General features: G+C 71.0%; 23 protein-coding genes. 13 read left to right on the plus strand and 10 right to left on the minus strand.

The annotated features are described in order from the left end of the window. The first annotated feature begins 149 nt into the window (after positions 1 to 149). Entirely contained in the window at positions 150 to 545 is a 396-nt protein-coding gene (locus ACL00U_RS15890; protein ID WP_017885546.1) for a VOC family protein, read from the plus strand. 129 nt (positions 546 to 674) lie between these two features. On the opposite strand, the gene rpoC is transcribed toward ACL00U_RS15890, so the two are convergent. From rpoC to ACL00U_RS15920, 6 genes are all read right to left on the minus strand, one after another. After that, positions 675 to 4,556 (minus strand): DNA-directed RNA polymerase subunit beta', encoded by a 3,882-nt coding sequence (rpoC, locus tag ACL00U_RS15895; RefSeq protein ID WP_017885547.1) that lies wholly within the window; start codon positions 4,554 to 4,556, stop codon positions 675 to 677. 44 nt (positions 4,557 to 4,600) lie between these two features. Then, positions 4,601 to 8,089, minus strand: a complete 3,489-nt coding sequence (gene rpoB / locus ACL00U_RS15900) for a DNA-directed RNA polymerase subunit beta (protein ID WP_017885548.1) — start codon at positions 8,087 to 8,089, stop codon at positions 4,601 to 4,603. Between the two features lie 418 nt (positions 8,090 to 8,507). Further along, the gene (locus ACL00U_RS15905) at positions 8,508 to 9,107 is read right to left on the minus strand and encodes a hypothetical protein (RefSeq protein ID WP_159556129.1); all 600 of its coding nucleotides are present in this window, start codon (positions 9,105 to 9,107) and stop codon (positions 8,508 to 8,510) included. A 332-nt stretch (positions 9,108 to 9,439) separates the two neighbouring features. Then, positions 9,440 to 10,117, minus strand: coding sequence for a response regulator transcription factor (locus ACL00U_RS15910; RefSeq protein ID WP_412873602.1), 678 nt, complete (start codon positions 10,115 to 10,117; stop codon positions 9,440 to 9,442). Beyond that, positions 10,114 to 11,391 (minus strand): sensor histidine kinase, encoded by a 1,278-nt coding sequence (locus tag ACL00U_RS15915; RefSeq protein ID WP_412873603.1) that lies wholly within the window; start codon positions 11,389 to 11,391, stop codon positions 10,114 to 10,116. Before ACL00U_RS15915 ends, ACL00U_RS15910 begins: the two co-directional genes overlap by 4 nt. Then, positions 11,388 to 11,909 carry a hypothetical protein gene (locus ACL00U_RS15920; RefSeq protein WP_017885552.1) on the minus strand — a complete coding sequence of 174 codons (522 nt, stop codon included), beginning with the start codon at positions 11,907 to 11,909 and terminating at the stop codon, positions 11,388 to 11,390. Before ACL00U_RS15920 ends, ACL00U_RS15915 begins: the two co-directional genes overlap by 4 nt. Positions 11,910 to 12,039: 130 nt before the next feature. Here ACL00U_RS15920 and ACL00U_RS15925 point away from each other — a divergent pair, with 130 nt between their 5' ends. The 6 genes from ACL00U_RS15925 to ACL00U_RS15950 all read left to right on the plus strand — a co-directional run bounded on the left by ACL00U_RS15925 (position 12,040) and on the right by ACL00U_RS15950 (position 17,774). After that, entirely contained in the window at positions 12,040 to 12,882 is an 843-nt protein-coding gene (locus ACL00U_RS15925; protein ID WP_017885553.1) for a spermidine synthase, read from the plus strand. 108 nt (positions 12,883 to 12,990) lie between these two features. Further along, positions 12,991 to 13,749, plus strand: a complete 759-nt coding sequence (locus tag ACL00U_RS15930; protein ID WP_259553127.1) for a DUF308 domain-containing protein — start codon at positions 12,991 to 12,993, stop codon at positions 13,747 to 13,749. A gap of 140 nt (positions 13,750 to 13,889) precedes the next feature. Beyond that, positions 13,890 to 14,720 carry a hypothetical protein gene (locus ACL00U_RS15935; protein WP_052481644.1) on the plus strand — a complete coding sequence of 277 codons (831 nt, stop codon included), beginning with the start codon at positions 13,890 to 13,892 and terminating at the stop codon, positions 14,718 to 14,720. Further along, a complete protein-coding gene (locus ACL00U_RS15940) occupies positions 14,717 to 15,208 on the plus strand; it encodes a SprT-like domain-containing protein (protein ID WP_071250131.1) in 492 nt (163 codons plus the stop codon). The genes ACL00U_RS15935 and ACL00U_RS15940 overlap by 4 nt, the downstream gene beginning before the upstream one ends. A gap of 47 nt (positions 15,209 to 15,255) precedes the next feature. Further along, complete coding sequence (locus ACL00U_RS15945; protein ID WP_056072072.1) at positions 15,256 to 15,951, plus strand: CGNR zinc finger domain-containing protein; 696 nt, start codon at positions 15,256 to 15,258, stop codon at positions 15,949 to 15,951. Between the two features lie 563 nt (positions 15,952 to 16,514). Further along, the gene (locus tag ACL00U_RS15950) at positions 16,515 to 17,774 is read left to right on the plus strand and encodes an Nramp family divalent metal transporter (RefSeq protein WP_017885856.1); all 1,260 of its coding nucleotides are present in this window, start codon (positions 16,515 to 16,517) and stop codon (positions 17,772 to 17,774) included. 27 nt (positions 17,775 to 17,801) lie between these two features. Here ACL00U_RS15950 and ACL00U_RS15955 read toward each other — a convergent pair whose 3' ends face one another. Then, the gene (locus ACL00U_RS15955) at positions 17,802 to 18,104 is read right to left on the minus strand and encodes a DUF427 domain-containing protein (protein WP_412873604.1); all 303 of its coding nucleotides are present in this window, start codon (positions 18,102 to 18,104) and stop codon (positions 17,802 to 17,804) included. A gap of 42 nt (positions 18,105 to 18,146) precedes the next feature. Then, positions 18,147 to 18,752 (minus strand): 2-phosphosulfolactate phosphatase, encoded by a 606-nt coding sequence (locus tag ACL00U_RS15960; protein ID WP_031259161.1) that lies wholly within the window; start codon positions 18,750 to 18,752, stop codon positions 18,147 to 18,149. A gap of 91 nt (positions 18,753 to 18,843) precedes the next feature. Between ACL00U_RS15960 and ACL00U_RS15965 the strand changes: the two genes are divergently transcribed. From ACL00U_RS15965 to ACL00U_RS15980, 4 genes are all read left to right on the plus strand, one after another. Beyond that, complete coding sequence (locus ACL00U_RS15965; RefSeq protein WP_017885853.1) at positions 18,844 to 19,482, plus strand: GNAT family N-acetyltransferase; 639 nt, start codon at positions 18,844 to 18,846, stop codon at positions 19,480 to 19,482. An 80-nt stretch (positions 19,483 to 19,562) separates the two neighbouring features. After that, the gene (locus tag ACL00U_RS15970; protein WP_214584675.1) at positions 19,563 to 20,045 is read left to right on the plus strand and encodes a hypothetical protein; all 483 of its coding nucleotides are present in this window, start codon (positions 19,563 to 19,565) and stop codon (positions 20,043 to 20,045) included. Positions 20,046 to 20,177: 132 nt separating this feature from the next. Then, positions 20,178 to 20,750 carry a DUF1684 domain-containing protein gene (locus tag ACL00U_RS15975; RefSeq protein WP_214563226.1) on the plus strand — a complete coding sequence of 191 codons (573 nt, stop codon included), beginning with the start codon at positions 20,178 to 20,180 and terminating at the stop codon, positions 20,748 to 20,750. 10 nt (positions 20,751 to 20,760) lie between these two features. Beyond that, positions 20,761 to 21,120: a GntR family transcriptional regulator gene (locus tag ACL00U_RS15980; RefSeq protein WP_031259158.1), complete on the plus strand. Its 360-nt coding sequence runs from the start codon at positions 20,761 to 20,763 to the stop codon at positions 21,118 to 21,120. Positions 21,121 to 21,259: 139 nt separating this feature from the next. Here ACL00U_RS15980 and ACL00U_RS15985 read toward each other — a convergent pair whose 3' ends face one another. Beyond that, complete coding sequence (locus tag ACL00U_RS15985; RefSeq protein WP_236559495.1) at positions 21,260 to 22,087, minus strand: endo alpha-1,4 polygalactosaminidase; 828 nt, start codon at positions 22,085 to 22,087, stop codon at positions 21,260 to 21,262. Between the two features lie 295 nt (positions 22,088 to 22,382). On the opposite strand from ACL00U_RS15985, the gene ACL00U_RS15990 reads away from it, so the two are divergent. Beyond that, a complete protein-coding gene (locus ACL00U_RS15990) occupies positions 22,383 to 23,993 on the plus strand; it encodes a DEAD/DEAH box helicase (RefSeq protein ID WP_412873605.1) in 1,611 nt (536 codons plus the stop codon). A gap of 251 nt (positions 23,994 to 24,244) precedes the next feature. Next, positions 24,245 to 24,448 carry a CsbD family protein gene (locus tag ACL00U_RS15995; RefSeq protein WP_017885847.1) on the plus strand — a complete coding sequence of 68 codons (204 nt, stop codon included), beginning with the start codon at positions 24,245 to 24,247 and terminating at the stop codon, positions 24,446 to 24,448. Between the two features lie 107 nt (positions 24,449 to 24,555). Here the strand turns inward: ACL00U_RS15995 and ACL00U_RS16000 are convergent, their stop codons facing one another. After that, entirely contained in the window at positions 24,556 to 25,098 is a 543-nt protein-coding gene (locus ACL00U_RS16000; protein ID WP_017885846.1) for an NUDIX hydrolase family protein, read from the minus strand. Positions 25,099 to 25,122: the final 24 nt, after the last annotated feature.

Consider the following 25,122-nt stretch of genomic DNA (forward strand, 5'->3'; position numbering starts at 1 on the left):
CCTCAGACCGGCAGGCGGTGGAGGACATCGGCGCGATGCCGCCTGTGGAGGAACACCGCGACGAACGACACCAGGTCGACACGGGCCGGACAGCGCGACGCAGCGGAATCCCTCTCGACGCGCGCCCCCGCCCGGGCACATGATGAGACATGGACATCACGAGCGTGACCGTGGGGCTGCCCGTCACCGACATCGAGGCGTCCTGCCTCTGGTACGGCGCGGTCTTCGAGCGCACCGAGCCGGACCTCGAACCCGAGGACGGCGTCGCCGAGTACGAGGTCGGCGGCATCTGGATCCAGCTCTACGTCGACGAACAGGCCGAGGAGAACCCGGTCAGCGTCCGCTTCGGCGTCGACGACGTCGCCGCGCAGCACGCACGCATCGGCGCGCTCGGCATCGACATCGGCCCCGTCGAGTGCGTCGACGGCGCGGTCGACTGGTTCGACGTCCGCGACCCCGACGGCAACGTGCTGAGCCTGTTCTCGCTGGTCGACGAGACCGGTCGCGGCTCCGGCCGCGACAACGGCGCGGGCCGCGCGCTCTAGCCGCGACCCCACGGCGGACGGGAGGCCCATGGCGGCCGGGCACCGTGCCTCCAGGCCGTCACGTGGTGACGACACGACGAAGGCCCCGCCTCCTTGCGGAGACGGGGCCTTCGTGGGATCACATCAGGCTCAGTTGTACGTGCCCGGCGTGAAGTCGTCCGACGAGAAGCTGTCGAAGTCGACGAAGCTCAGGTCGGCGTCCGAGAACGACGAGTCGTCAGCGAAGATGCGGTTGGGGTACCGCTCCGCCTTCGCCTCTTCGGTCGCGTTCACGTCCACGTCACGGTACCGGCTGAGGCCCGTCCCGGCAGGGATGAGCTTACCGATGATGACGTTCTCCTTGAGGCCGACGAGGTGGTCCTGCTTGCCCTCCATGGCCGCCTGCGTGAGCACGCGGGTGGTCTCCTGGAAGGAAGCGGCGGACAGCCACGACTCGGTCGCGAGGGACGCCTTCGTGATGCCCATGACCTCCTGGCGAGCCGAGGCGGTCTTGCGACCCTCCTGCAGCGCCGCACGGTTCAGCGCGTTGTAGCGCGACCGGTCGACGAGCTCACCCGGCAGCAGGTCGGTGTCGCCGTGGTCGACGACGGTGACCTTGCGGAGCATCTGGCGGACGATGACCTCGATGTGCTTGTCGTGGATCGGCACACCCTGCGAGCCGTAGACGTCCTGCACACCGTTGACCAGGTGCTTCTGGACCTCTCGGACGCCCTTGACCCGGAGGACTTCCTTCGGGTCGACGGTGCCGGCGATGAACTGCTCGCCGAGCTCGACGTGCTGGTTGTCCTCGATGAGGAGCGTCGCACGCTTGAGCACCGGGTAGATGAACGGCTCGTCGCCGTTGTCCGGCGTCAGGATGATCCGACGGCCCTTGTCCGTGTCCTCGACGACGACGCGGCCGGGGGCCTCGGCGATCGGGGACGCGCCCTTGGGGGTACGCGCCTCGAAGAGCTCCGTGACACGCGGCAGACCCTGGGTGATGTCGTCGGCCGAGGCCGAACCACCCGTGTGGAAGGTACGCATCGTCAGCTGGGTACCGGGCTCACCGATGGACTGCGCGGCGATGATGCCGACTGCCTCACCGATGTCGACCAGGTTGCCGGTGGCGAGCGAACGGCCGTAGCACTTCGCGCAGACACCGACGGCCGACTCGCAGGTCAGGACCGAGCGCACCTTGATGCTCTCGACACCGGCTGCCAGCAGCTTCTCGAGGAGCACGTCACCGACGTCCTCACCGGCCTCTGCAACGACCGTGCCCTTGGCGTCCACGGCCTCGGTGGCCAGGGTGCGGGAGTACACGGTGTTCTCGACGCGCGGGTCGCGGACGAGCTTGCCGTCGGCGTCCACGGTCGCGATCGGCAGCTCGAGGCCACGCGTCGTACCGCAGTCGTCCTCGCGGATGATGACGTCCTGGGAGACGTCGACGAGACGACGGGTGAGGTAGCCGGAGTCGGCCGTACGGAGCGCCGTGTCGGCCAGACCCTTTCGAGCACCGTGGGTGGCGATGAAGTACTCCGCCACGGTCAGGCCCTCGCGGTACGAGTTGATGATCGGGCGGGCGATGATCTCGCCCTTCGGGTTGTTCACCAGACCACGCATACCGGCGATGTTGCGGACCTGCAGCCAGTTACCACGAGCACCGGACGACACCATGCGGTTGATCGTGTTGTCGACGGGGAAGTTGTCCCGCATCTCCTGTGCGATCTCGTTGGTGGCCTCGGTCCAGATCTTGATCAGGTCGGCGCGACGCTCGGAGTCGGTGATCAGACCCTTGTCGAACTCGCCCTGCACCTTGGCGGCCTGGATCTCGTAGCCCGCGATGATCTCCTTCTTGCGAGGAGGCGTCACGACGTCCGACAGGGCGACGGTCACACCGGAGCGGGTGCCCCAGTAGAAGCCGGCGTCCTTGATCCGGTCCAGCGCAGCGGCCGTCTCGGTCTTGGAGTAGCGCTCGGCGAGGTCGTTGACGATCGCGGAGAGCACGCCCTTGTCGGTGACCTTCTGGACGAACGGGTAGTTCGCCGGCAGCGTCTCGTTGAAGAGCGCACGGCCCAGGGTCGTCTCGAGCAGCAGCGTGTCGCCCTGCTCGTAGCCCTCGGGGGCTTCACCCTCGGCGAAGTGGACACCCGTCATGCGGATCTTCACCATCGCGTTGAGGTGCAGCGTGTGCTGGTCGTTCGCCAGGATCGCCTCGGCCACCGACGAGAACGCACGGCCCTCGCCCACGGCGCCCTCGCGGACGGTCGTGAGGTGGTGCAGACCGATGATCATGTCCTGTGCGGGCAGGGTCACCGGGCGGCCGTCGGACGGCTTCAGGATGTTGTTCGAGGCGAGCATCAGGATGCGTGCCTCGGCCTGAGCCTCGACCGACAGCGGCAGGTGCACGGCCATCTGGTCACCGTCGAAGTCCGCGTTGAACGCAGCACACACGAGCGGGTGGAGCTGGATGGCCTTGCCCTCGACGAGCTGCGGCTCGAACGCCTGGATGCCCAGACGGTGCAGCGTCGGCGCACGGTTCAGCAGCACGGGGCGCTCGCGGATGATCTCCTCGAGCACGTCCCACACCTGCGGACGCGAACGCTCGACCATGCGCTTGGCCGACTTGATGTTCTGCGCGTGCGACAGGTCGATCAGGCGCTTGATGACGAACGGCTTGAAGAGCTCGAGCGCCATCTGCTTGGGCAGACCACACTGGTGCAGCTTCAGCTGCGGGCCGACGATGATGACCGAACGGCCCGAGTAGTCGACACGCTTGCCGAGCAGGTTCTGGCGGAAACGACCCTGCTTGCCCTTGAGCATGTCGCTCAGGGACTTCAGGGCGCGGTTGCCGGTACCCGTGACCGGACGTCCGCGACGACCGTTGTCGAACAGCGCGTCGACGGCTTCCTGCAGCATGCGCTTCTCGTTGTTCACGATGATCTCGGGAGCACCGAGGTCGAGCAGGCGGCGGAGACGGTTGTTGCGGTTGATCACACGACGGTAGAGGTCGTTGAGGTCCGACGTGGCGAACCGGCCACCGTCGAGCTGCACCATCGGGCGCAGCTCCGGCGGGATGACCGGCACGACGCCGAGCACCATCGCCGCCGGCGAGTTGCCGGTGGCGAGGAAGGAGCTGACGACGCGCAGACGCTTGATCGCACGGATCTTCTTCTGGCCCTTGCCCTCGGCGATCTGCAGACGCAGCGCCTCGGCCTCGGCGGCCAGGTCGAACGCCTCGAGCCGGAGCTTGATCGCCTCGGCGCCCATGTAGGCGTCGAAGTAGATCCCGAACCGGTCCTGGAGCTCGTGGAAGACGGCGTCCTCGGGCTTGAGGTCGCCCACCTTGAGGTTGCGGAAGTCCTCCCACACACGCTCGAGACGGGTGATGTCCTCGTCGAACGACTTGCGGACCTGGGACATCTCCTTCTCGGCGGTGTCCTTGGTGCGGCGCTTGACGTCGGCCTTCGCACCCTCTTCCTCAAGGGCTGCGAGGTCGTCCTCGAGCTTCTTGAGGCGGTCGGCGATGATCGAGTCGCGCTGGCCCTCGAGGGTCTTGATCTCGAGACGCATCTCGTTCTCGAGACCCGGCATGTCCGCGTGACGGCCCTCTTCATCGATGTCGATGATCATGTACGCCGCGAAGTAGATGACCTTCTCGAGGTCCTTCGGCGCCATGTCGAGGAGGTACCCGAGGCGCGACGGGACGCCCTTGAAGTACCAGATGTGCGTGACGGGGGCAGCGAGCTCGATGTGGCCCATGCGCTCACGACGGACCGAGGACTTGGTGACCTCGACGCCGCAGCGCTCGCAGACGATGCCCTTGAACCGGACACGCTTGTACTTGCCACAGGCGCACTCCCAGTCGCGGGAAGGACCGAAGATCTGCTCGCCGAACAGACCGTCCTTCTCGGGCTTCAGGGTGCGGTAGTTGATGGTCTCCGGCTTCTTGACCTCGCCGTACGACCACTGACGGATGTCCTCGGCGGTTGCGAGGCCGATCCGAATGGCGTCAAAGGAAGTTGCTTCGAGCAATGTTCTTCTCTCTTGCTGATTCAGGCTTCGATGTACGGGCGGGATCAGATGTCGTCGACGGAGGACGACTCGAACCGCGAGGAGATGTTGATGCCCAGCTCCTCCGCAGCGCGGAAGACCTCGTCATCGTTGTCGCGCAGGCTGACCGCCTGGCCGTCGGCCGAGAGGACCTCGACGTTCAGGCAGAGCGACTGCATCTCCTTCATGAGGACCTTGAAGGACTCGGGGATACCGGGCTCCTGGATGTTCTCGCCCTTGACGATCGCCTCGTAGACCTTCACGCGGCCGAGGATGTCGTCGGACTTGATCGTCAGGAGCTCCTGGAGGGCGTAAGCGGCGCCGTACGCTTCGAGCGCCCACACCTCCATCTCACCGAATCGCTGTCCACCGAACTGCGCCTTACCACCCAGCGGCTGCTGCGTGATCATCGAGTACGGACCGGTCGAACGCGCGTGGATCTTGTCGTCGACCAGGTGGTGCAGCTTGAGGATGTACATGTAGCCGACCGAGACGGGCTCCGGGAACGGCTCGCCGGAGCGGCCGTCGAAGAGCTGCGCCTTGCCGGACGAGCCGATCAGGCGCTCGCCGTCGCGGTTCGGGAGGGTCGAGTCGAGGAGGCCCTCGATCTCGCGCTCGTACGCACCGTCGAACACCGGGGTGGCGACCTTGGTGCCGGGCTCGGCGCTGTGCGCTGCCTCCGGCAGGTTCTCGGCCCACTCCTGGATGCCCTCGACGTTCCAGCCCTGCTTGGCGAGCCACCCGAGGTGGATCTCGAGCACCTGACCGAAGTTCATGCGGCCGGGGACGCCGAGCGGGTTGAGGACGATGTCGACGGGGGTGCCGTCGGCGAGGAACGGCATGTCCTCGACCGGGAGGATGGTCGAGATGACGCCCTTGTTGCCGTGACGACCGGCGAGCTTGTCACCCGCGGTGATCTTGCGCTTCTGGGCGATGTAGACGACCACGCGCTGGTTGACGCCCGAGCCGAGCTCGTCGTCGCCGTCCTGCGAGTCGAACACCTTGACGCCGATGATCGTGCCCTCTTCACCGTGGGGCACCTTGAGCGAGGTGTCGCGGACTTCGCGCGACTTCTCGTTGAAGATGGCACGGAGCAGACGCTCCTCGGCGCTCAGCTCGGTCTCGCCCTTCGGCGTGACCTTGCCGACGAGGATGTCGCCGGGGCGGACCTCGGCACCGATGCGGATGATGCCGCGCTCGTCGAGGTCGGCCAGCAGGTCCGGGCTGACGTTGGGGAGGTCACGGGTGATCTCCTCCTTGCCGAGCTTGGTGTCGCGGGCGTCGACCTCGTACTCCTCGATGTGGATCGAGGAGAGCGTGTCGTCCTTGATGAGGTTCTGCGACAGGATCATCGCGTCCTCGTAGTTGTAGCCCTCCCACGGCATGAACGCGACGAGGAGGTTCTTGCCGAGCGCGAGCTCGCCGTTCTCCGTCGCGGGACCGTCGGCGATGACCTCGCCCTGCTCGACGCGCTCGCCTGCGGAGACGATGACGCGGTGGTTGTAGCTCGTGCCCTGGTTGGAGCGGTCGAACTTGCGCAGGTAGTAGGTCTGCGTGCCGCCCTCGTCGAGCTGCAGGGTGACGGCGTCGGCCGAGACCTCGGAGACGACACCGGCCTTGTCGGCGGTGACGACGTCGCCGGCGTCGATGGCCGTGTAGCCCTCCATGCCGGTGCCGACGAGCGGCGACTCGGAGCGGAGCAGCGGGACGGCCTGACGCTGCATGTTCGCACCCATGAGGGCGCGGTTCGCGTCGTCGTGCTCGAGGAACGGGATGAGCGACGTCGCGACCGACACCATCTGGCGCGGGGAGACGTCCATGTAGTCGACCTCGCCCTTGGCGACGAGTTCGACCTCGCCGCCCTTCTTGCGGACGAGCACCTTGTCGTCGGCGAAGTGGAAGTCGTTCGTCAGCGGGGCGTTGGCCTGCGCGACGACGAAGTCGTCCTCTTCCGAAGCGGTGAGGTAGTCGATGGTCTTCGTGACCTCGCCGTCGACGACGCGACGGTACGGGGTCTCGATGAAACCGAACGAGTTGATCCGACCGAACGACGCGAGCGAGCCGATCAGGCCGATGTTCGGGCCTTCCGGGGTCTCGATCGGGCACATGCGGCCGTAGTGCGACGGGTGGACGTCGCGGACCTCGACGCCGGCACGCTCACGGGACAGACCACCCGGGCCGAGGGCCGACAGGCGACGCTTGTGCGTCAGACCCGCGAGCGGGTTGTTCTGGTCCATGAACTGCGACAGCTGGGAGGTCCCGAAGAACTCCTTGATCGCGGCGACGACCGGACGCACGTTGATGAGCGTCTGGGGCGTGATCGCCTCGATGTCCTGCGTGGTCATGCGCTCGCGGACGACGCGCTCCATGCGGGACAGACCCGTGCGGACCTGGTTCTGGATGAGCTCGCCGACGGCGCGGATGCGACGGTTGCCGAAGTGGTCGATGTCGTCCACGTCGAGGCGCAGCTGCACCGGCTCGCCGTCACGGATGCCGTCGATCGTGGTGCGCTCGGCGTGCAGCGACACCAGGTACTTGATCGTCGCGACGATGTCCTTGACGGTGAGGACCGAGTCGGACAGCGGGGCGTCCATGCCGAGCTTGCGGTTGACCTTGTACCGGCCGACCTTCGCCAGGTCGTAGCGCTTCGAGTTGAAGTAGAAGTTGTCGAGGAGCGCACGCGCGGCCTCGGCAGCGACCTGCTCGCCCGGGCGGAGCTTGCGGTAGATGTCCTTGAGCGCCTCTTCCTTCGTGAGGACGGCGTCCTTCTCGAGGGTCGACTCGATCGACGCGAAGCCCTGGAACTCGTCCATGATCTCTTCGCTCGTCAGGCCGAGGGCCTTGAGGAAGACGGTCACGGACTGCTTGCGCTTGCGGTCGATGCGCACGCCCACCTGGTCGCGCTTGTCGATCTCGAACTCGAGCCAGGCACCACGCGACGGGATGATCCGCGCCGAGTAGATGTCCTTGTCGGAGGTCTTCTCCTGCTGGCGCTCGAAGTACACGCCGGGCGAACGGACGAGCTGCGACACGACGACGCGCTCGGTGCCGTTGATGATGAACGTGCCGCGCTCGGTCATGAGCGGGAAGTCGCCCATGAAGACCGTCTGCGTCTTGATCTCACCCGTCATGTGGTTCATGAACTCGGCGTTGACGTACAGCGGAGCGGCGTAGGTCTTGCCGCGCTCCTTGCAGTCGTCGATCGAGTACTTCGGGTCCTCGAGCTCGGGAGCCGTGAACGAGAGCTGCATGGTCTCGCCGAGGTCCTCGATCGGGGAGATCTCCTCGAAGATCTCCTCGAGCCCCGAGTGCAGCGCGAGGTCGGTGCGACCCTGCTCCTGCCCTTCGGCGAGGCGGGCCTTCCAGACGTCGTTGCCGACGAGCCAGTCGAAGCTCTCCGTCTGGAGTGCGAGCAGATCAGGAACCGTGAGGGTGTCCGTGATCTTGGCGAACGAGAGTCGCGAGTGGTTGCGACCGTTCTTGGGGTTGGTGGATGCGTTGGGCGCAGCAGCCAAGGGTGTGACCTCCGGTAGGCCCCGTCGGGCCGACACTGACGAGCAGTGTGTAGGTGAGTGGATTGATCGCTCGGCGAACCCTGAGAGTGCAAGCCCTGCGACCACGCCGACGCGTGCCTGACGCGGAACGTCGGTGCACGTGTGGGATGATCTCCGTGAGCGGTACCCGCCGCCATATACGGGTCCGGCTGCACCAGGGCGAGATGAGTTTCTGTCTCAGAACTCTGCGTCGACCGAAATATGACGACACGGATGCCAGGGAGCGCGAACTGTCATCATAGTTCGCTCCGCGGCGTGCTGTCCAGTCCCGGCTTGACCGGATTCGGCAGTGGCGTGTATAAGCCGCCGGACGCCGCTTCCATTCCCCTGCGCAGGCAGCCGAGACGCATCCGATGTGCAGCCCGGACGCGCCCCCTGCTCAGCCCAGACGCTCGCGATCGACGCGATCCGCGCCTCCCGGCCCGCCCGGCAGTCCGGCCAGCGCACGGAACGCGTCCTCGGGACGCCGCGTGCGGACGAACGTGACCCGCCCCCGGTCGTCGGTGAGCTCGATCCCGAGCCCCGGCGTGAGGATGAGCGCCCGCACGCCGCGACGGATCCGCAGGCCGACCCCGCCGTAGGTGGCCGCGTCCGCCTCGACCAGACGGACGTCGGTGATCCGCCGGCGCGCGATGCGTCGCGGCGGGAGCGGACGGAAGTGCAGGGTCACGTGCCGCTCGGTGACGGTGAACCCGGCACGGGCGAGGACGAGCAGCAGTCCGAGGGCGACGGCGAGCAGTCCCGGCACCAGGAGCGCGACCTCGGGTGCATCGCCCGGCCAGCCGAGCACGGCGGCGGACAGCCCGGCGCCGGCCACGAACAGCGCGGTGCCGACGAGGCGCATCCAGGTCGGCGCCGCCTCGCGGTCGGCGTGGAACGGCCTGGAGGCCCGGATCGCCCGGGTGGGTCGGCTGCCGGACCGGTGGGGGTCCGGGGTGGTGCGGCGTGTGGTGGGCACGCTCATGGTGTCGGCGGTCATGACGGAGGTCTCCTGCGGCGGATCAGCAGTGGTGCACTCGTCATCGGGTGCGGTGCGTTCGACGGCCAGCGCGCGCGGGTGGCCGGAGGGGTGGCGCGCAGCAGCACGCCGACGGCGCGCACGCTCGAGCGGTGGGGGCGCTCACGGGCACGTCGTGGTCACGGTGTCCGGGCGGACGCGTGGGGTGTGGGGCACACACGCATCGACGCTCGGGCGTCGTGACGACAGGCGTCAACGGTAGGCGACGAGTCTTGGCGTCCGCTGGCCGTCGATGTGCACGCATCCACCTGTCCCGAGTGCGTCGCCCGGGGAGAACGTCGGACTGCCGACGGTCAGCGCAGGACGCGGGCGACGGCCTCGGCGCGGGTGCGGACCCCGAGCTTCGCGAAGACCTGGTTCACGTACGACTTCACGGTGGGCACCGTCAGGAACAGCTCGGCGGCGATCTCGGGGTTCGTCCGGCCGTCGGCGATGCGCTCGAGGACGTCCACTTCGCGCGGGGTGAGGTCCGGGAACCGCGCACCGAGCGCCGGGCCGGGATCGGGCTCCGCAGGCGCAGCAGCAGGGCCACCGGAACCGGCACCGGCACCACCGACGAGGTGTGCCACGAGCCGCGCTCCCACCGTCGCGTCGAAGGTCGACTGCCCCGCGGCCACCGCACGCACCGCGGCCGAGATCTCCGCCCGCCCCGCGTCCTTCGTCAGGTAGCCACGCGCCCCGGCCCGCATCGCGGTGACGATGGAGTCGTCGTCGGCGTAGGTCGTCAGCACCAGCACCGCGACCCCGGGGTGCTCGGCGACGATCCGTGCGGTGGCGGTCGGCCCGTCGACGCCCGGCATCCGCAGGTCCATCAGGACGACGTCGGGTGTGTCCCGGCCGACGGCGGCGATCGCCTCGGCCCCGTCGGCCGCCTGCCCGACGACCCGCAGGTCGGGCACGAGCGACAGCACCGTCACCAGGCCGTCGCGGACGATGGCCTGGTCGTCGACCACGAGCACCCGGATGGTCACGAGCGGTCGTCCTCGGCGACGACCGCCGCGTCCGCGCCGTCCGCGTCGTCCGCAGTGTCCGCCTCGCGCGTGCCGTCGACGGGCAGGTGCATGGCGACGACGAACTCGTCGTCGGAACGCTCGGCCTCGACCGTGGCCTCGCTGCCGAGTTCCGCGAACCGCTCGCGCATCCCGAGCAGCCCCTGGCCGCCGCTGGGCAACGGGTTCGCCACGACGACGTCCACGGCGTCGCCGTCCCGGATCACGGACAGGGACACGGGGCGGCCGGGGGCGTGCCTGCGGGCGTTGCTGAGGGCCTCCCGGACGACCTGGACCACGGCGGCACGGTGGGCGTCGTCGAGGACAGCGAGGGTCGCGTCGCCCTGCACCACGACCTCGCCGCCGAACGAGCGGTGCGCGTCGACGAGGGCCGTCAGGCCCGCCCCGCGGTCGGCGGACGGACTGGAGGCACGGGTCGGCTCCGGCTGGTCGGGCTGCGGTCGGTGGGTCCGGGACTCGTCGGGCGCCGGTCGTCCGGACGGCGGCTCGTCGCGGAGCGCGTGCACCGCACGCCGCGCCTCGGCCAGACCGTCGGCGGCGAGCGCGCGGGCGTCACCGGCACGGCGGGTGGCCTCGTCGACGCGGCCGGCCTCGAGCAGGGCCTCGACCGCGTCGAGCTGCAGCACCAGGCCGCCGAGCGAGTGGGCGAGGACGTCGTGGATGTCCCGGGACGCCCGCGACCGGTCGGCCAGGAGCCGTGCGCGCTGCTGCTGGCGCTCGGTCTCGCGGGCCTGCGCCGTCGTGAGCCGCGCCTGCCGACGACTGAACCCGACGAGCACGCCGAGCAGCAGCCCGCCGCTCACGCCGAGGACGAACTGCACGGACGTCTGCTCGATCGTCGCGGTGACGGCGACCACCACGACGGCGGCGAGCGCGGCGACCGCGGCCGTCCAGACCGGCAGGCGGAGGTCGGCACCGAGGACGACGAGCCCGACGATCACCGGCACGACCAGCAGCGAGTCGGTCGGCACCACGGTGAGCGATCCGGCGGCGACCATCACGCCGGCTGCGGCGACGAGGACCCGGGGTGTGCGTGCCCCTTCACGGACGGCCCAGGCGGCGAGCGCAGCGGCCCCGAGGACCCAGACCCACGCGGGGTGGTGGAGCAGGACGCCGTTCCGGACGAACCAGAAGGCGACCACGGCGATGCCCACGCCGTTGAGCAGCCACGAGACGCCGGAGCGGGACCGGACCCCGGCGGGGTCGGTCCGCTCCGGTTCGGTCGGCAGGCTCACCGCACCATCATGCCGCGGCCGGCGGTCGCCGGGCGGTCGGTCCCGCGGGGGATGCGCTGGTCGACGACCAGGGCGCGGGCGGCTCGGTTCAGGGCGAGCACGAGCAGGATCGTGCCGGTCGAGGTGAGCAGGTGCGCTCCGAGGTGGCCGCCGAGGACGTCGAGGCCGATGCGGGCGGCGATGAGGACGATCCAGAGGCCGGCGCCGAGCCAACCGGTGCGGGACTGCAGGGTCCGGCCCTTGTCGTCCGGTGTCGTCACGGTGCGGAACCGGGTCATGGCCCCCATGGCCAGGCCGACGGCGACGGTGAGCAGGGCCTCGAGGCCGAGGAACACGACGTCGGTGGTGGTGACGGTCGTCGTGGTCTGCGCGAGGACGACCACCCCGACGATCGCCATGACGAGCGGTCCGCGCCAGATGCGCGCCGGGTCGAGGGAGCGCCAGGTCGCCTGCCGGTACGCCAGGAGGCCGACGAGGGCGAGGCCGATGAGCACGTTCGCGAGGAGCTGGACCGACATGGTGTGCCTTTCGAGGTGGTCCGGCGGGGTGTTCCGACCGGTGGGATCAGCCTCGTTCCGGGTGTCCCCCGGGCACACCAACCAGGGGTGGGGACGCGGGTGGTGATCGCGGTGGTGTTCCATTGATGGCATGGCTGATGCGTTCGACGGGTTCCGGATCGGTGCGGGGTACTCGGTGGTGGAGCCGGACCGGCACCGGCCGGGGTCCTTCACCCTGGTGGTGGACGGCACCCCGCAGTCGCACGTGGACCTCGAGGACCCGACGCACCTGGCGTTCGAGTACATCCGGCGGATCGGGCACGCAATCGACCTGCTGCCCGACGGCCCGGTCACGGCGCTGCACCTGGGCGCCGGGGCACTGACCCTGCCCCGCTACGTCGCCGTGACGCGTCCGGGTTCGCGGCAGCAGGTCATCGAGCTCGAGCGCGACCTGGTCGAGCACGTGCGCGAGGCCCTGCCGTTCCCCCGCGGCGCCTCGATCCGGGTGCGGTACGGCGACGCCCGCGAGGTCCTCGGCAAGCTGCCCGCCGGCCTGCGCGGCACGGTGGACCTGGCGGTGGTGGACGTGTTCGGCGGTTCGCAGATCCCCGCCCACGTGACGAGCGTCGAGTTCTACCGCGAGGTCGCCGCGTTCCTGTCGCCGACGGGCATCGTCGCGGTGAACGTGGCCGACGGCGCCGGGCTGGCCTTCGCCCGCGGACAGGCGTCGACCCTGCAGTCGGTGCTGCCCTCGGTCGCCGCGGTCGCGGACACCGGGATGCTCAAGGGCCGACGGTTCGGCAACATCGTGCTGCTCGGCTCGCCGACCGACCTGCCGGTGGCGGACATGCCCAGGCGGTACTCGTCGGACCCGATGCCGGCGAAGGTCGTGCACGGTGCGGAGCTCCGCTCGTTCATCGCCGGAGCGCCGATCGTCACCGACCAGACGGCGGTCGCGTCCCCCGAGCCGAACCGGAGCGTGTTCGGGGGCTGACGCCCGCGCGGGGCCTCGCCGGGGACGGACTTCGGGCGCTCGGCCGGTCCGGCTGTCAGGATGGTCTGAACGACCGCGCAGGTGCGCGACCGAGCGATGGGAACCCTGATGACGAACGACGACCGGAACGACCAGGACCGGACGGGCGACGGCCAGGCGCCGAGCTGGGGCGACGCCCCGCAGCAGCGGCCCGACGCCGACGCCCCGCGGTACGGCGAGCGGGTGGACCCGACGCCGACCTCGACCCCGCAGTACGGCGAGCAGTACGGGCAGGGCCAGCAGCAGTACGGCCAGCCGAACGGCGAGCAGCAGGGTCAGTACGGGCAGCAGCAGTACGACCAGCCGTCGAGCACGCCGAGCTGGAACGACCAGCAGCGTCACGAGCAGGGCCACGACCAGCAGCCGTACGCCGCCGCGCCGTCGCACTCCGGTGCCCCGGCCTGGCAGAGCTACGACGAGCCGAAGCCCAAGAAGAAGACCCTCGGTGTGGTGGCGTTCGTCCTCGGACTCGCCGCGCTCGTGATCGGCGTCATCGGTGGGTACGTGATGGGGTCGGCGCTCGCCAACAGCGACGCGATCAACAACCTCGTCCCGAGCAGCGGTGCGACCCCGGACCAGCAGGAGCTGCAGCGTCAGCTCATGAACGACCCGGCCGTCATCTCGCAGATCGGTGTCGGTGCGGTGATCGCCGGCGTCGCCGCGATCCTCGGGCTCTGGGCGCTCGTGCAGGGCATCATCGCCGCCGTGACCAAGCGTGGTCGCGGCTGGGGCATCTTCGCGATCGTCCTGGCCGTCGTCGCCACGATCGCGACGCTGGTCACCTACGTCGGCGTGGCCGCTGCCGCCGCGGTGGCCGCCAACTCCTGATCGACCGCTCCGGACGGCCCGTCGTGCTCCGGCACGGCGGGCCGTCGGTCGTTCCGCCGGGCACCCCGGACCGCCGCACCCGCGCAACCTGAGCGCGTCGCACCGACGGCTCCCTGCAGACCGCGGCTACCCTCGAACCGATGTCCCTCCCGCCCGACGACCGCCAGCTGCCCGACCCGTCCGACCGTTCCCGTGAACCGCGCCACGCGGCTCCCGTGACGGCCGGGGTCAGCCCGGGCAGCACCTTCGCGCCCATCAGCCTGCGACCCGCGGTCGACGTCGACGCCGTGCACCAGCGGCTCCGCGACCTCGGCCAGAGCCGCAGCACCGACGCCCTCGCCGAACGGGCCGAGCTGCTCCGTCTGCTCGGTCGTCTGGACGAGTCGCTCGTCATCGCGGAAGAGGTGTTCCGTCTCGCGATGTTCACCGGGGAGCGCCAGGACAAGGTCGCCGCACGGATCCGTCGTGCGCACGTCCTGCACGACCTGGGGCGCCACGACCGCGCCGCCAACGAAGCCGCCATGGCCCGCGACACCGCCGCCACCGAGGAGTGGCCGGAACTCGAAGGTGCCGCCGCCGAGATCGAGGGCTGGTCGCTGTTCGAGAACGACCGCTTCGACGAGGCGCGCGCCGCCCTGTCGCGGGCGTACCAGGCCTTCCGCCAGGCGGGGGCGCCGTCGGAGCGCACCGACGCCCTGCGCACCGCGGTCGAGGCCGCGATGCGTGCCGCCATCACGCACCCGGCGGAACCGTCGGACAAGCCCCGGACGGCCCGCGAGGTCGCCGCCCGTCGCGCCGAGGACGACGAACCCGTCACCCGCGTCGCCGAGCCGGTGAAGCAGGTCCCGCCGATCCGCCGTCGCGTGCTCGGTGCTCCCGACGCCGCGCGGACCGAGGCCGACGACATCTGGGGTCGGATCGCGGCCCGGGCAGCGAAGAAGGGCCAGGCCGACCCGCGCGCCGAGCAGTGACCGCGCTCGAGACCGTCCGGCTCCGCGCCGAGGCCCTGATCGCAGAACACCTCGGCGCCGGCACCTGGGCGTTCGGGTTCGACCACGCGAAGACCCGTGCCGGCCAGTGCGACTTCGCGCGGAAGCGGATCACCGTGAGCCGTCACCTGGCCACCCGGTTCTCCGACCACGACGTCGAGCAGGTCCTGCTGCACGAGGTCGCCCACGCCCTCGCCGGCGCACGGGCGGCACACGGACCGAAGTGGAAGCGCACGGCCGCGTCGATCGGGTACACCGGCTCCCGCCTGCACGACGGGCCGATCGCCAGCGAGCTCGCACCGTGGATCGGCAGCTGCCCCGCGGGCCACGAGCACTTCCGGTACCGCACCCCCACACGCCCCCTGGCCTGTGCCCGCTGCTCCCGACGGTTCGACGCCCGGAACGTCATCACCTGGCGGCGCCGGACCGCGGACGACGACGCGGCCACGATGGCGTCGACTACCGCATGAGGTGCCCGACGCACGGAGGCGCGCCGGTAACCCGTTAGCCTGGACGGATGCACACGGGGCAGCACATCCGCACGGACGCCGGTTCCTCCTGGTTCTTCGACGCCGGACGGATCGCGCTCGACTTCGCGCACACGGGTGGCTTCGCCGACGACTCCGCCGGACGACGCCCGCGGTCGCAGCTCGGCGAACTGCTCGCGAGCCCGGCCGACCTGGACGAGTGGCTCAGCGAGCACACCGAGCCGATCGACGTCGGCGCCAGCGGCCGCGAGCTGCAGGACGCCCGCGCCCTGCGCGCCGCGATCGCCCGGTTGGCCGTCGCCGCCGCCCCCGCGCCGGCGAGCACGGCCGCCGAGCGCACCGCCGTGGCGGCGGGCCTGCGCGCCGGAGCCGGCCGCACGCGCCCCGCGCCCGACGACATCGACACCGTCAACCTGTTCGCCGCCCTGCCGGACGTGCCCCCGAGCCTCCCCGGTGGCCGACGCCGCGCCGGAGCCAACCGGGTCCGCCTGGCCCAGGCCCTGTCGAGCGTCGCGCGCGACGCCGTCGCGCTCTTCACCGAGGTCGGCTTCGACGACGTCGAGGCCGACGGCCGCCCGACCCGGCTGAGCCGCTGCTCGGCCGAGGACTGCGGCCTGGTGTTCTACGACTCGTCGCGCGGCGGGACCCGGCGCTGGTGCTCGATGCAGCGGTGCGGCAACCGTGCGAAGGTCCGGGCGCACCGCGCCCGCCGGGCAGCGGAGTGAGCAGGCACTGAGCACGGCCTGACCGCCTCCCGTCCGCCCTCCGCGAGCGGTCACGACACCCCGCTCGCCTCCGCCGAGCGGTCACCAACCGTCGCCCGACGGCCTCGCAGCCGACCGGTCGTGACCAGCCGACGCGACGCAAGCGACGAGTCGCGACCAGCCACCGGCCGGGAGGCGCGTGGCAGCGCCGCCACGGGCCTCCAGTCCGCCTTCCGCGAGCGGTCACGACACCCCGCTCGCCTCCGCCGAGCGGTCACCAACCGTCGCCCGACGGCGGCGCAGCCGACGGATCGCGACCACTCGACGCAACGCAAGCGACGAGTCGCGACCAGCCACCGGCCGGGAGGCGCGTGGCAGCGCCGCCACGGGCCTCCCGTCCGCCCTCCGCGAGCGGTCACGACACCCCGCTCGCCTCTGCCGTGTGGTCACCAACCGTCGCTCGACGGCATCCCAGCCGACGGATCGCGACCGCCCGAGGCACGCTCACGGGCGTGGTGGCCACCGAACGCAGCATCGGCGAAGAAAAAGATTCGGCACACCGAATCCTCTGGCAGGATCGGTGCATGACCGACACTGCCAGCACCCGGCTCGACGAGCGCCCACCCGGCGCCCCGCGTCGTCGTGCAGCCGGCCTCACCCTGCTCGGACCGGCCTTCGTCGCAGCCATCGCCTACGTCGACCCGGGCAACGTCGCCGCCAACCTGACCGCCGGGGCCGAGTACGGCTACCTGCTGCTCTGGGTGCTCGTGGCCGCGAACGCCAGCGCCGTGGTGGTGCAGTACCTGTCCGCCAAGCTCGGGGTGGTGACGGGCAAGTCGCTGCCCGAACACCTGGGCCTGCGGATGCGGCGCGCGCCGCGCCTGCTGTTCTGGGGCCAGGCCGAGATCGTGGCGGCAGCGACCGACATCGCCGAGGTCATCGGAGGCGCGCTGGCCCTCTACCTGCTCTTCGACCTGCCGCTCGTGGTCGGCGGGATCATCACCGGGCTCGTCTCGATGCTGCTGCTGACCCTGCACAGCCGCCGGGGCACGCGCCTGTTCGAGACCGTGGTGACGGCGATGCTCGCGATCCTGACGGTGGGCTTCTGCGCCGGGCTGCTGTTCGCCCGGGTCACACCGGCCGACCTGGTCGCCGGGCTCGTGCCGCGGTTCGAGGGCGCCGGGTCGGTGCTGCTCGCGGCCTCGATGCTCGGCGCGACCGTGATGCCGCACGCCGTGTACCTGCACTCGGCGCTCGCCCGGGACCGTCACGGGGACGTCCCCGCCGGGCCGGAGCGTCGCCGGGTGCTCGTCGCGACCCGGTGGGACGTCGGGCTCGCCCTGATCGTCGCCGGTGGGGTGAACATCGCGATGCTCGTCCTCGCCGCGGCCACCCTGCCGGGCGTCGCGGGCACCGACTCGATCCCCGGGGCGCAGCGGGCCATCGCCGAGAACGTGGGCCCGGTCGTCGGGGTCCTCTTCGCCGTCGGACTGCTGGCGTCCGGACTGGCCTCGACCTCGGTGGGCTGCATGGCCGGGGCGGAGATCATGCAGGGGCTGCTGCACGTGCGGATCCCGCTGGTGGCCCGGCGGGCGATCACCCTGGTGCCCGCGATCGTGCTGCTCGCGCTGCACATCGACGCGACGATGCTGCTCGTCGTCAGCCAGGTGGTGCTGAGCTTCGGGATCGCCTTCGCGATCGTGCCGCTCGTGGTCTACACGTCACGGCGGAGCGTGATGGGCACCGACGTGAACGCCGCGATCACCCGCGTGGTGGCGTGGGTGATCGCGGCGGTCATCGTGGCGCTCAACATCGCGCTGGTGGTGCTCACCCTGACCGGCTGAGGCACACCGGTCAGGGCGCGGCGGTCGTCACGCGACGACCTGGACGTCCTTCCAGAACGCGACGTAGCCCGAGTAGTCCTTGCCGACACGCTCGAACGACGACGGGATCGGCGTCGGGTACGACCACGCGCGGTCCTGCAGCGCCTGGCCGTCCACGTTCACCGTGAAGTACTGGGTGTCGCCCTTCCACGGGCAGTGGTACTGGGTGGGGCTCTCGGTGAAGAGCTCGGTGTGCACGCTCGACGGCGGGAAGTACCAGTTGCCCTCGATCTTGATGAGGTCCTCTTCCCGGGCCTCCGCGATCACCGTGTCGCCGACGACTGCCTTCATGGCGTTGCTCCTTCGCTCGCTGGTTCCGTGACGGGGCGAACGCTACGCGCGCTCCCCCGATTCCCGCAGGACGGGCAGGTCGGGGCCTGCGGCGAGCGCCGCGTGCACGTCGTCCCGGCTCAGGACGGCGGCTCCCTCGGACGCGCTGACCAGGTGCCGCACGGCACGGCGGAGCCCCGTGTACGCCGCGCAGGCCGCAGCGGCCTCGGGCGAGGTGTGGTCGATGCCGACCTCGGTGAGTGCGTCGACGACGGCTCCGGCGGCGAGCAGGTCCTCGACGGCGAAGTCGGGTGCGTCGGCGACGTCGACGGACTCCCCCGCCGCCTCGGCCGCGTCGTCGAGGGTCGCGGTGTGGTGCAGCCCGGCGGCCACGATCGCGACGACGCATCGGTCACCACGTGCGGCCTGGAGGCCCGTCACCCGTTCCGCGACCGCCGCCGCGTTGCCGAGGTGGCCGAGCACGACCTCCGGACCCTCCGGCAGCTGGGCGCTCACGTTCCGGAGCGCGCGCCGCTGCGCGGCGGCGTCGGGGCTCGGCGGCAGGGCGTCGACCCAGACGAGCAGGTGGGTGCCGTGGGCGATGCGTGCCGCGCCTCCGGGACCCCACGCGAACCGGACCTGGTACTTCTCCTGGGTGCGTTCTGCCACGTCCGTCACGATAGCTGTCCGGGCGATGCTGTCCCTCTCCACAGGGTCGCCGTCCGACCGGGTTCCGCCAGGGTCGGCGACCGTAGGATGCATGGTCATGGAGATCGCCCCCGTGCCCACCCTGACCGGCGACCGTGTGACCCTCGAGCCCCTCGGGCAGGAGCACGCGGAAGACCTGCGGGCGGCGGTCGCGGACGGCGATCTGTGGCGCACCTGGTACACCTCGGTGCCCGCTCCGGCACAGGTCGAGGCCGAGATCGACCGGCGGCTCGCCGAGCACGAGGCCGGCCGCATGGTGCCCTTCGCCGTGCGGGACCGCCCGACCGGGCGGGTGGTGGGCGCGACGACCTTCATGAACATCGACACGGGCAACCGTCACGTCGAGATCGGCAGCACGTTCCTGGCGAAGTCCGCCCAGCGCTCGGGGATCAACACCGAGTCGAAGCTGCTCATGCTCTCGCACGCGTTCGAGGCGTGGCAGTGCATCGCGGTCGAGTTCCGCACCCACTGGCACAACCTGCAGTCGCGCGCGGCCATCGCGGGCCTCGGCGCCAAGCAGGACGGCGTGCTCCGGAACCACGCGATCGGCCGAGACGGCACCCTGCGCGACACCGTGGTCTTCTCGGTCATCGCGTCGGAGTGGCCGGCCGTCCGGCTCGGACTGGCCGAGCGGCTCCGCCGGCACGACCGCGCCGAGGGGTCCCGCCGCCGGTCGGCCCGGCACGCCTGATCCCCGCGCCGCGACGGGTGTGATGCCCGCATCGGCGACGCACGGAGCAGCGCCCAGCCCGCGGGCGTAGCGTCAGCGGCATGCACGTCGGCCTCCGGATCGTCCTCGACGCGCCGGTCGAGGCCGTGCGCGACGCCCTGCTGTCCCCGTCCGTGATGGTGGCGGTGACGAAGCCCTTCCTGGCGTACCGCTCCCGCGATCCGCAGGGGTTCCCCGAGCGGTGGGAACCCGGTCACCCGCACCCGATCACCGCGGACGCCTTCGGCCTGGTACCGAGCGGCGACACGCACGTCGACCTCGACCTGTACGAGGTCCAGGGGGTCCCCGTGCAGCGCGACAACGGCGGTGGCACGTCCGGGCTGTTCGGCCGGATGACGATGTCGCACCGGATGGCCGTCCTCCCCGCACCGGGTGCCCGGACCCTGCTGCTCGACCGCCTGACCTACCGCATGCGACCGGCCGCCCTCGGCCTCGCCCTGTGGCCCGGCATGTGGGTCATCTGGCAGTGGCGGGCGTTCCGGATGCGTGCCCTCGCGCCCACCTGGCGGACCGACGGCGCGTGACGCGACGCGGGTCGGGCCTCCCGTCCACCGCGCAGCGGGCGTAGCCTCGTCCACGTGAGCCAGACGCGCCCCCAGGAGCCGACGACCGACGACCGTGTGCGCAGCACGCTGGCGACGACGGATTGGCGGCGGATGACGTTCGACCTGTACCGCCGTGTCCGCGCGACGCCGGACCCCCAGACGGCGCACGCGCTCTGGCGGGAGACCCGCGACGCGATGTTCGCGGACCACCCGGCATCGCCACTGCTCGACGAGGATGCCCGCGACTTCGAGTCCCTGCCGGTGCCGGACTACGACCCCGCCTGGCGCTTCCAGGTCCGCATCGAGGCCACGGAGCCAGCCGAGTTCGACTTCGAGACCGGCACCGACGGCGTCGTCCACTTCGACCGCCTCGGCCTGGTGCGGGTCCCCGGTGTCGGCACCCTCGACGTCTGGAAGCACGGCGGCTACGCGGGCGGGGTGTTCGTACCCGTCAAGGACGCCAGCGCCGGCAAGGCCCGCGGCACCTACGGCGGCGGCCGCTACCTGCTCGACACCATCAAGGGCTCGGACCTGGGCGGCGACGACCTCGGGTCGCTCGTGCTCGACTTCAACTTCGCCTACAACCCGTCGTGCGCGTACGACCCGGCGTGGGCGTGCCCGCTCGCCCCTCCGGGGAACACCGTGCCGGTCCCGATCCCCGTCGGCGAGCAGTACGACTTCTAGGGTGGAACGCATGACAGGACTCGTCGCGCTCGACGTCGGCGGCCGCGTGCCCCCGTTCGAGCAGGTCCGATCGCAGATCGCCGCGCAGATCGCCGCCGGGTACCTGGTGGACGGCGAACGGCTGCCGAGCGTGCGGGGGCTGGCGGACGAGCTCGGCCTCGCCGCCGGCACCGTCGCGAAGGCCTACCAGCTGCTCGAGGAAGCCGGGCTCGTGCACACCGCACGGGGCGCCGGCACCCGGGTGGTGCGGCCGGCAGCGGTCCCGGACGCCGTGGCCGAGGCCGCTCGTGCCCTGGCCGGCGCGGCGCGCTCGGCGGGGCTGTCGGCGGACCAGGCCGCGACCGCGTTGCGCGAGGCCTGGCCAGCGTAAGGCTGCGCGGGGCTGGCCCGGCTGGCTGGCGCTTCCGGGCGTACCCGGTCGTTCCGGGCGTACCCGGTCGGGAGTTCCGACCCGCTCCGCCCGATTCGACCAGGCATCGCACGCGTTCTGGGAAGGAACGCCCGAGCGATCAGCAGCGCTTGTAGACGTACGCGTCGTCCTTCGGGGTCACCAGGTCGCGGTCGCGCAGGATGGTCATGGCCGGACGGCTCTTCAGCGTGCACACCGACCCCCACGAGCGCTTGAGGGTGTCCGAGTACTCCACGTCGATGACCCGCCCGCCGTAGGCCTTCGTGTACGCCGCGCACTCCCGGTACTGCACGCACTCCTCGGCGACGACGAAGTCGAACCCGGTCTGCTTCCGGCCGGACGCCCCGAGCTGCGGTGTGTTCTTCTGCCCGACGGCCAGGCCGTGCCGGTGTCCCTTGGCGACGAGCGACTTCGCGAGCGCCAGGTTGCCAGACCGGGTGAGCCGCTTGCCACTGCGGGTCCAGGAGTCGAGGTTGTCGAACTCGACCGCGTCGAACCCGCGGTCAGCGCAGCGGGCAACGGTCTTCGCGAGCACCTTCGTGATCAGGGCACGCTTGGCCGCCGTCCGGGTGTCGAGGAGCATCTCGTCGGGCCACCCCGGGTCAGAGACCGGCTTGCCAGCGCGGTCGCGGAGGATCGCCGACGGGTAGGACTTCTTCCAGGTGCGGGCGGCCTCGGGCTGCGTCTGGAACCCGTTGACGTAGCAGATGTTGTACTTGCCCTTCGCCGGGCGGTCGGTGCTGTCCCGCTCGACGATCGTGACGCCGGACGGCGGGGTGTAGCCGCCGCCGAGCTGATAGTCCACACGGCCCGAGGTCGGCAGGTTCCGGTAGCTGGCGGCCGCGCTCGTCGTGGCGGCCTCGGCGCAGCCGGCGGTGCCGAGGACGGCCACCAGGGCCATCGCGGTGGTCAACAGGACGGTTCGCATGCGCACCCCGGAATCCTCGCATGCGCGGGGAGAACCACCCGGCCCTCGCTGATCCGGGCATGTGCACGCTATGCTGGTCGTACTCGAGGCGCCGATCGCCTCGTGCGTCGTACGGACGCCCCGAACTCCCGACCACCTGTCTCCGGACTCCGGTCGATGATCGAGCACCTCACGAAGGTGCCCAGGCTTCTCTGCTGCGGCGACTGCGCCAGCCACATCCGTTGGCGCGCATCCCGCCCGCGCGCTGCCTCGCAAGTGCGCCCACAGCCGGCTCGCTCCGGCTCGAAAGGTCACCATGACCACCGAAGACATCCGTTTCTCCGACCTCGGCGTCCCCGCGCCGATGGTCTCCGTCCTCGCCGACCAGGGCAAGGACATGGCGTTCCCCATCCAGGCGGACACGCTCCCGGACTCCCTGCAGGGCAAGGACGTCCTGGGCCGCGGCCGCACCGGCTCCGGCAAGACCATCGCGTTCGCGATCCCGCTGGTCGCCCGCCTCGCCGCCAGTGGCCGCAAGCGCCGCGCCGGTCGCCCCCGCGCGCTGGTGCTCGCCCCGACCCGTGAGCTCGCGACGCAGATCGACGTCGCGCTCGCCCCGCTCGCCAAGGCCATGGGCCTCAACACCACGACCATCTTCGGTGGCGTCGGTCAGGGTCGTCAGGTCGACGCCCTGCGCGGCGGCGTCGACGTCGTGGTCGCCTGCCCGGGTCGCCTCGCCGACCTCATGCAGCAGGGCCACGTGAACCTGGGCGACATCGAGGTCACCGTCCTCGACGAGGCCGACCACATGGCCGACATGGGCTTCCTGCCCGGTGTCACCAAGATCATGCAGGCGACCCCCGAGAAGGGACAGCGTCTGCTGTTCTCCGCCACGCTCGACAACGGTGTGGACAAGCTCGTCAAGAAGTTCCTGCACAACCCGGTGATGCACTCCGTCGACGAGGCGAACAGCCCCGTCGAGGCGATGACCCACCACCTGTTCGAGGTCGCCGACGCCGACGCGAAGAAGCACCTCGTGAGCGCCCTCGCCTCGGGCAACGGTCGCCGCATCCTCTTCATGCGCACGAAGCACCACGCCAAGCGCCTCGCCAAGCAGCTCAGCAGCCAGGGGATCCCGGCCGTCGACCTGCAGGGCAACCTGTCGCAGGGCGCCCGTGAGCGCAACCTCGCGAAGTTCTCCTCCGGTGAGGCCCTCGTGCTCGTCGCCACCGACGTCGCCGCCCGTGGCGTGCACGTCGACAACGTCGAGCTCGTCGTCCACGTCGACCCGCCCACCGAGCACAAGGCGTACCTGCACCGCTCGGGTCGCACGGCGCGCGCCGGTTCGTCCGGTGACGTCGTCACGGTGACGATGCCCGCCGAGCGTCGCGACGTCGCGCAGATGATGCGTGCGGCCGCGATCAAGGTCACCCCGCAGCACGTCACCTCGACCTCCGCCGCGGTCACCGCGCTCGTCGGCGAGGTCGCCCCGATCCGCCACGTCGCCGAGGAGCAGCCCACCCAGCAGCGTCAGCCCAAGCAGCGCTCGGCCGAGTCCGCCGGTGACGGTGGCGGTCGTCGCCGTGGTCGCGGCGGTCGGTCGGGAGGCGCGGCGCAGCCCGCACGCTCCGGTTCCGCTGGCGAGTCCGCCGGTTCGGCCGGGGGCCGTCAGGGCCGTCCGGCCCGTGGCGCGCGTTCCGAGGGCGCCGGGCGCTCCGGCGCCGCGGCCGCCGGTTCGACCGGTGGTCGCCGCAGCGGCGGCAACCGCCGCTCCGGCAGCGGTGACGTCGTGCGCGGCGGCTCGTCGGCCGTCTGGTCGTCCGAGGGCGGCTACGCCGCGGGTCGGTCCGGCAACGAGTCGGGCAGCAACCGTCGTGGTGGCTCGCGCCGCGCCTCCCGTCCGGCCGGCGCTGCGGACCGCCACTGAACCACCCGCTCGACCCGCGCGGTCTGAGCCCGTTGGTCTGAGCCCGTCGGTGCTCGCAAGACACCGGTGTTCACGTTTCGCACCCCCGCATCCCGGGGTGTGATCCGCGAACACCGGTGTTTTGCGTGAAGGCGGGGGCCAAACCTTGGCGGGGGCTGGGGGTGGGGTACCCCGGCGGGCGTACGGTCTGCTTCACCGGATGCCGCGCAAGCGGCTGACGGGGAACACGTCCGCTTCTGGAAGGAGTGCCTATGGCTGGCATCGATGACATCAAGAACGCCGCTGAGAAGGCGGCAGGCAAGGTCAAGGAAGCCGTCGGGAACGCGACCGACAACGACCGCCTGAAGGCCGAAGGCCAGACCGACCAGGGCAAGGCCTCGGCGAAGCAGGGCGTCACTGACGTCAAGGACGCCGCGCACGGCGTCGCCGACAGCTTCAAGAACGACAAGCACTGAAGCCGGTTCGCGACCGCGCTGCGAAGCCCCCGGATCCGATCGGATCCGGGGGCTTCGTCGTGCGCGCGGGGCTTCGTCGTGCGCTGGGTACGACCGCCCCCGTCGGGCTAGTGCAGGGCGCCGACCGACGCGAGACCGGCCCGGAGCAGGGCGCCGCGGCCGCCTTCCATCTCGTCGGCGACGGCGTCGGACGCGGCTTCCATCGGGCTCATCCACGTGAGTTCGAGAGCGTCCTGCCGGGGCTCGCACGTCCCCGTGACCGGGACGACGTAGGCCAGCGAGATCGCGTGCTGCCGCTCGTCGGTGTACACCGAGGCGCCGGGCAGCGGGAAGTACTCGGCCACGGTGAACGGGGCCGGGCTCGAGGGCAGCTGCGGGAACGCCATCGGCCCGAGGTCCTTCTCCAGGTGGCGGAACAGTGCGGTGCGGATCGACTCGCCGAACATCACGCGACCGGACACCAGGGTGCGGGCGATCGAACCGCTCGGGGAGACCCGCAGCAGCACCCCGACCTCGGTCACGACACCGAGGCCGTCGGTGCGGACGGGGACCGCTTCGACGTAGCAGATCGGCAGACGACGGCGGACGTTCGCGAGCTCCTCGTCGGACAGCCAGCCGGAGTCGGGATCGGGGGTGCGCAGCGAGGACATGCACCGTGTCTACCAGGGACGGCA

Source organism: Curtobacterium poinsettiae, from assembly GCF_047226435.1.
Taxonomy (GTDB): domain Bacteria; phylum Actinomycetota; class Actinomycetes; order Actinomycetales; family Microbacteriaceae; genus Curtobacterium; species Curtobacterium poinsettiae.

Excerpts from the sequence above, each read along its gene's own strand:
- ACL00U_RS15995 (WP_017885847.1), top strand. The coding sequence starts at position 24,245 with ATGGCTGGCATCGATGACATCAAGAACGCCGCTGAGAAGGCGGCAGGC.
- ACL00U_RS15980 (WP_031259158.1), top strand. The coding sequence starts at position 20,761 with ATGACAGGACTCGTCGCGCTCGACGTCGGCGGCCGCGTGCCCCCGTTC.
- ACL00U_RS15955 (WP_412873604.1), bottom strand. The coding sequence starts at position 18,104 with ATGAAGGCAGTCGTCGGCGACACGGTGATCGCGGAGGCCCGGGAAGAG.
- ACL00U_RS15965 (WP_017885853.1), top strand. The coding sequence starts at position 18,844 with ATGGTCATGGAGATCGCCCCCGTGCCCACCCTGACCGGCGACCGTGTG.
- ACL00U_RS16000 (WP_017885846.1), bottom strand. The coding sequence starts at position 25,098 with ATGTCCTCGCTGCGCACCCCCGATCCCGACTCCGGCTGGCTGTCCGAC.
- ACL00U_RS15975 (WP_214563226.1), top strand. The coding sequence starts at position 20,178 with ATGACGTTCGACCTGTACCGCCGTGTCCGCGCGACGCCGGACCCCCAG.
- ACL00U_RS15890 (WP_017885546.1), top strand. The coding sequence starts at position 150 with ATGGACATCACGAGCGTGACCGTGGGGCTGCCCGTCACCGACATCGAG.
- ACL00U_RS15905 (WP_159556129.1), bottom strand. The coding sequence starts at position 9,107 with ATGACCGCCGACACCATGAGCGTGCCCACCACACGCCGCACCACCCCG.
- ACL00U_RS15925 (WP_017885553.1), top strand. The coding sequence starts at position 12,040 with ATGGCTGATGCGTTCGACGGGTTCCGGATCGGTGCGGGGTACTCGGTG.
- ACL00U_RS15930 (WP_259553127.1), top strand. The coding sequence starts at position 12,991 with ATGACGAACGACGACCGGAACGACCAGGACCGGACGGGCGACGGCCAG.
- ACL00U_RS15945 (WP_056072072.1), top strand. The coding sequence starts at position 15,256 with ATGCACACGGGGCAGCACATCCGCACGGACGCCGGTTCCTCCTGGTTC.
- ACL00U_RS15935 (WP_052481644.1), top strand. The coding sequence starts at position 13,890 with ATGTCCCTCCCGCCCGACGACCGCCAGCTGCCCGACCCGTCCGACCGT.
- ACL00U_RS15920 (WP_017885552.1), bottom strand. The coding sequence starts at position 11,909 with ATGTCGGTCCAGCTCCTCGCGAACGTGCTCATCGGCCTCGCCCTCGTC.
- ACL00U_RS15985 (WP_236559495.1), bottom strand. The coding sequence starts at position 22,087 with ATGCGAACCGTCCTGTTGACCACCGCGATGGCCCTGGTGGCCGTCCTC.
- ACL00U_RS15970 (WP_214584675.1), top strand. The coding sequence starts at position 19,563 with ATGCACGTCGGCCTCCGGATCGTCCTCGACGCGCCGGTCGAGGCCGTG.
- ACL00U_RS15950 (WP_017885856.1), top strand. The coding sequence starts at position 16,515 with ATGACCGACACTGCCAGCACCCGGCTCGACGAGCGCCCACCCGGCGCC.
- ACL00U_RS15990 (WP_412873605.1), top strand. The coding sequence starts at position 22,383 with ATGACCACCGAAGACATCCGTTTCTCCGACCTCGGCGTCCCCGCGCCG.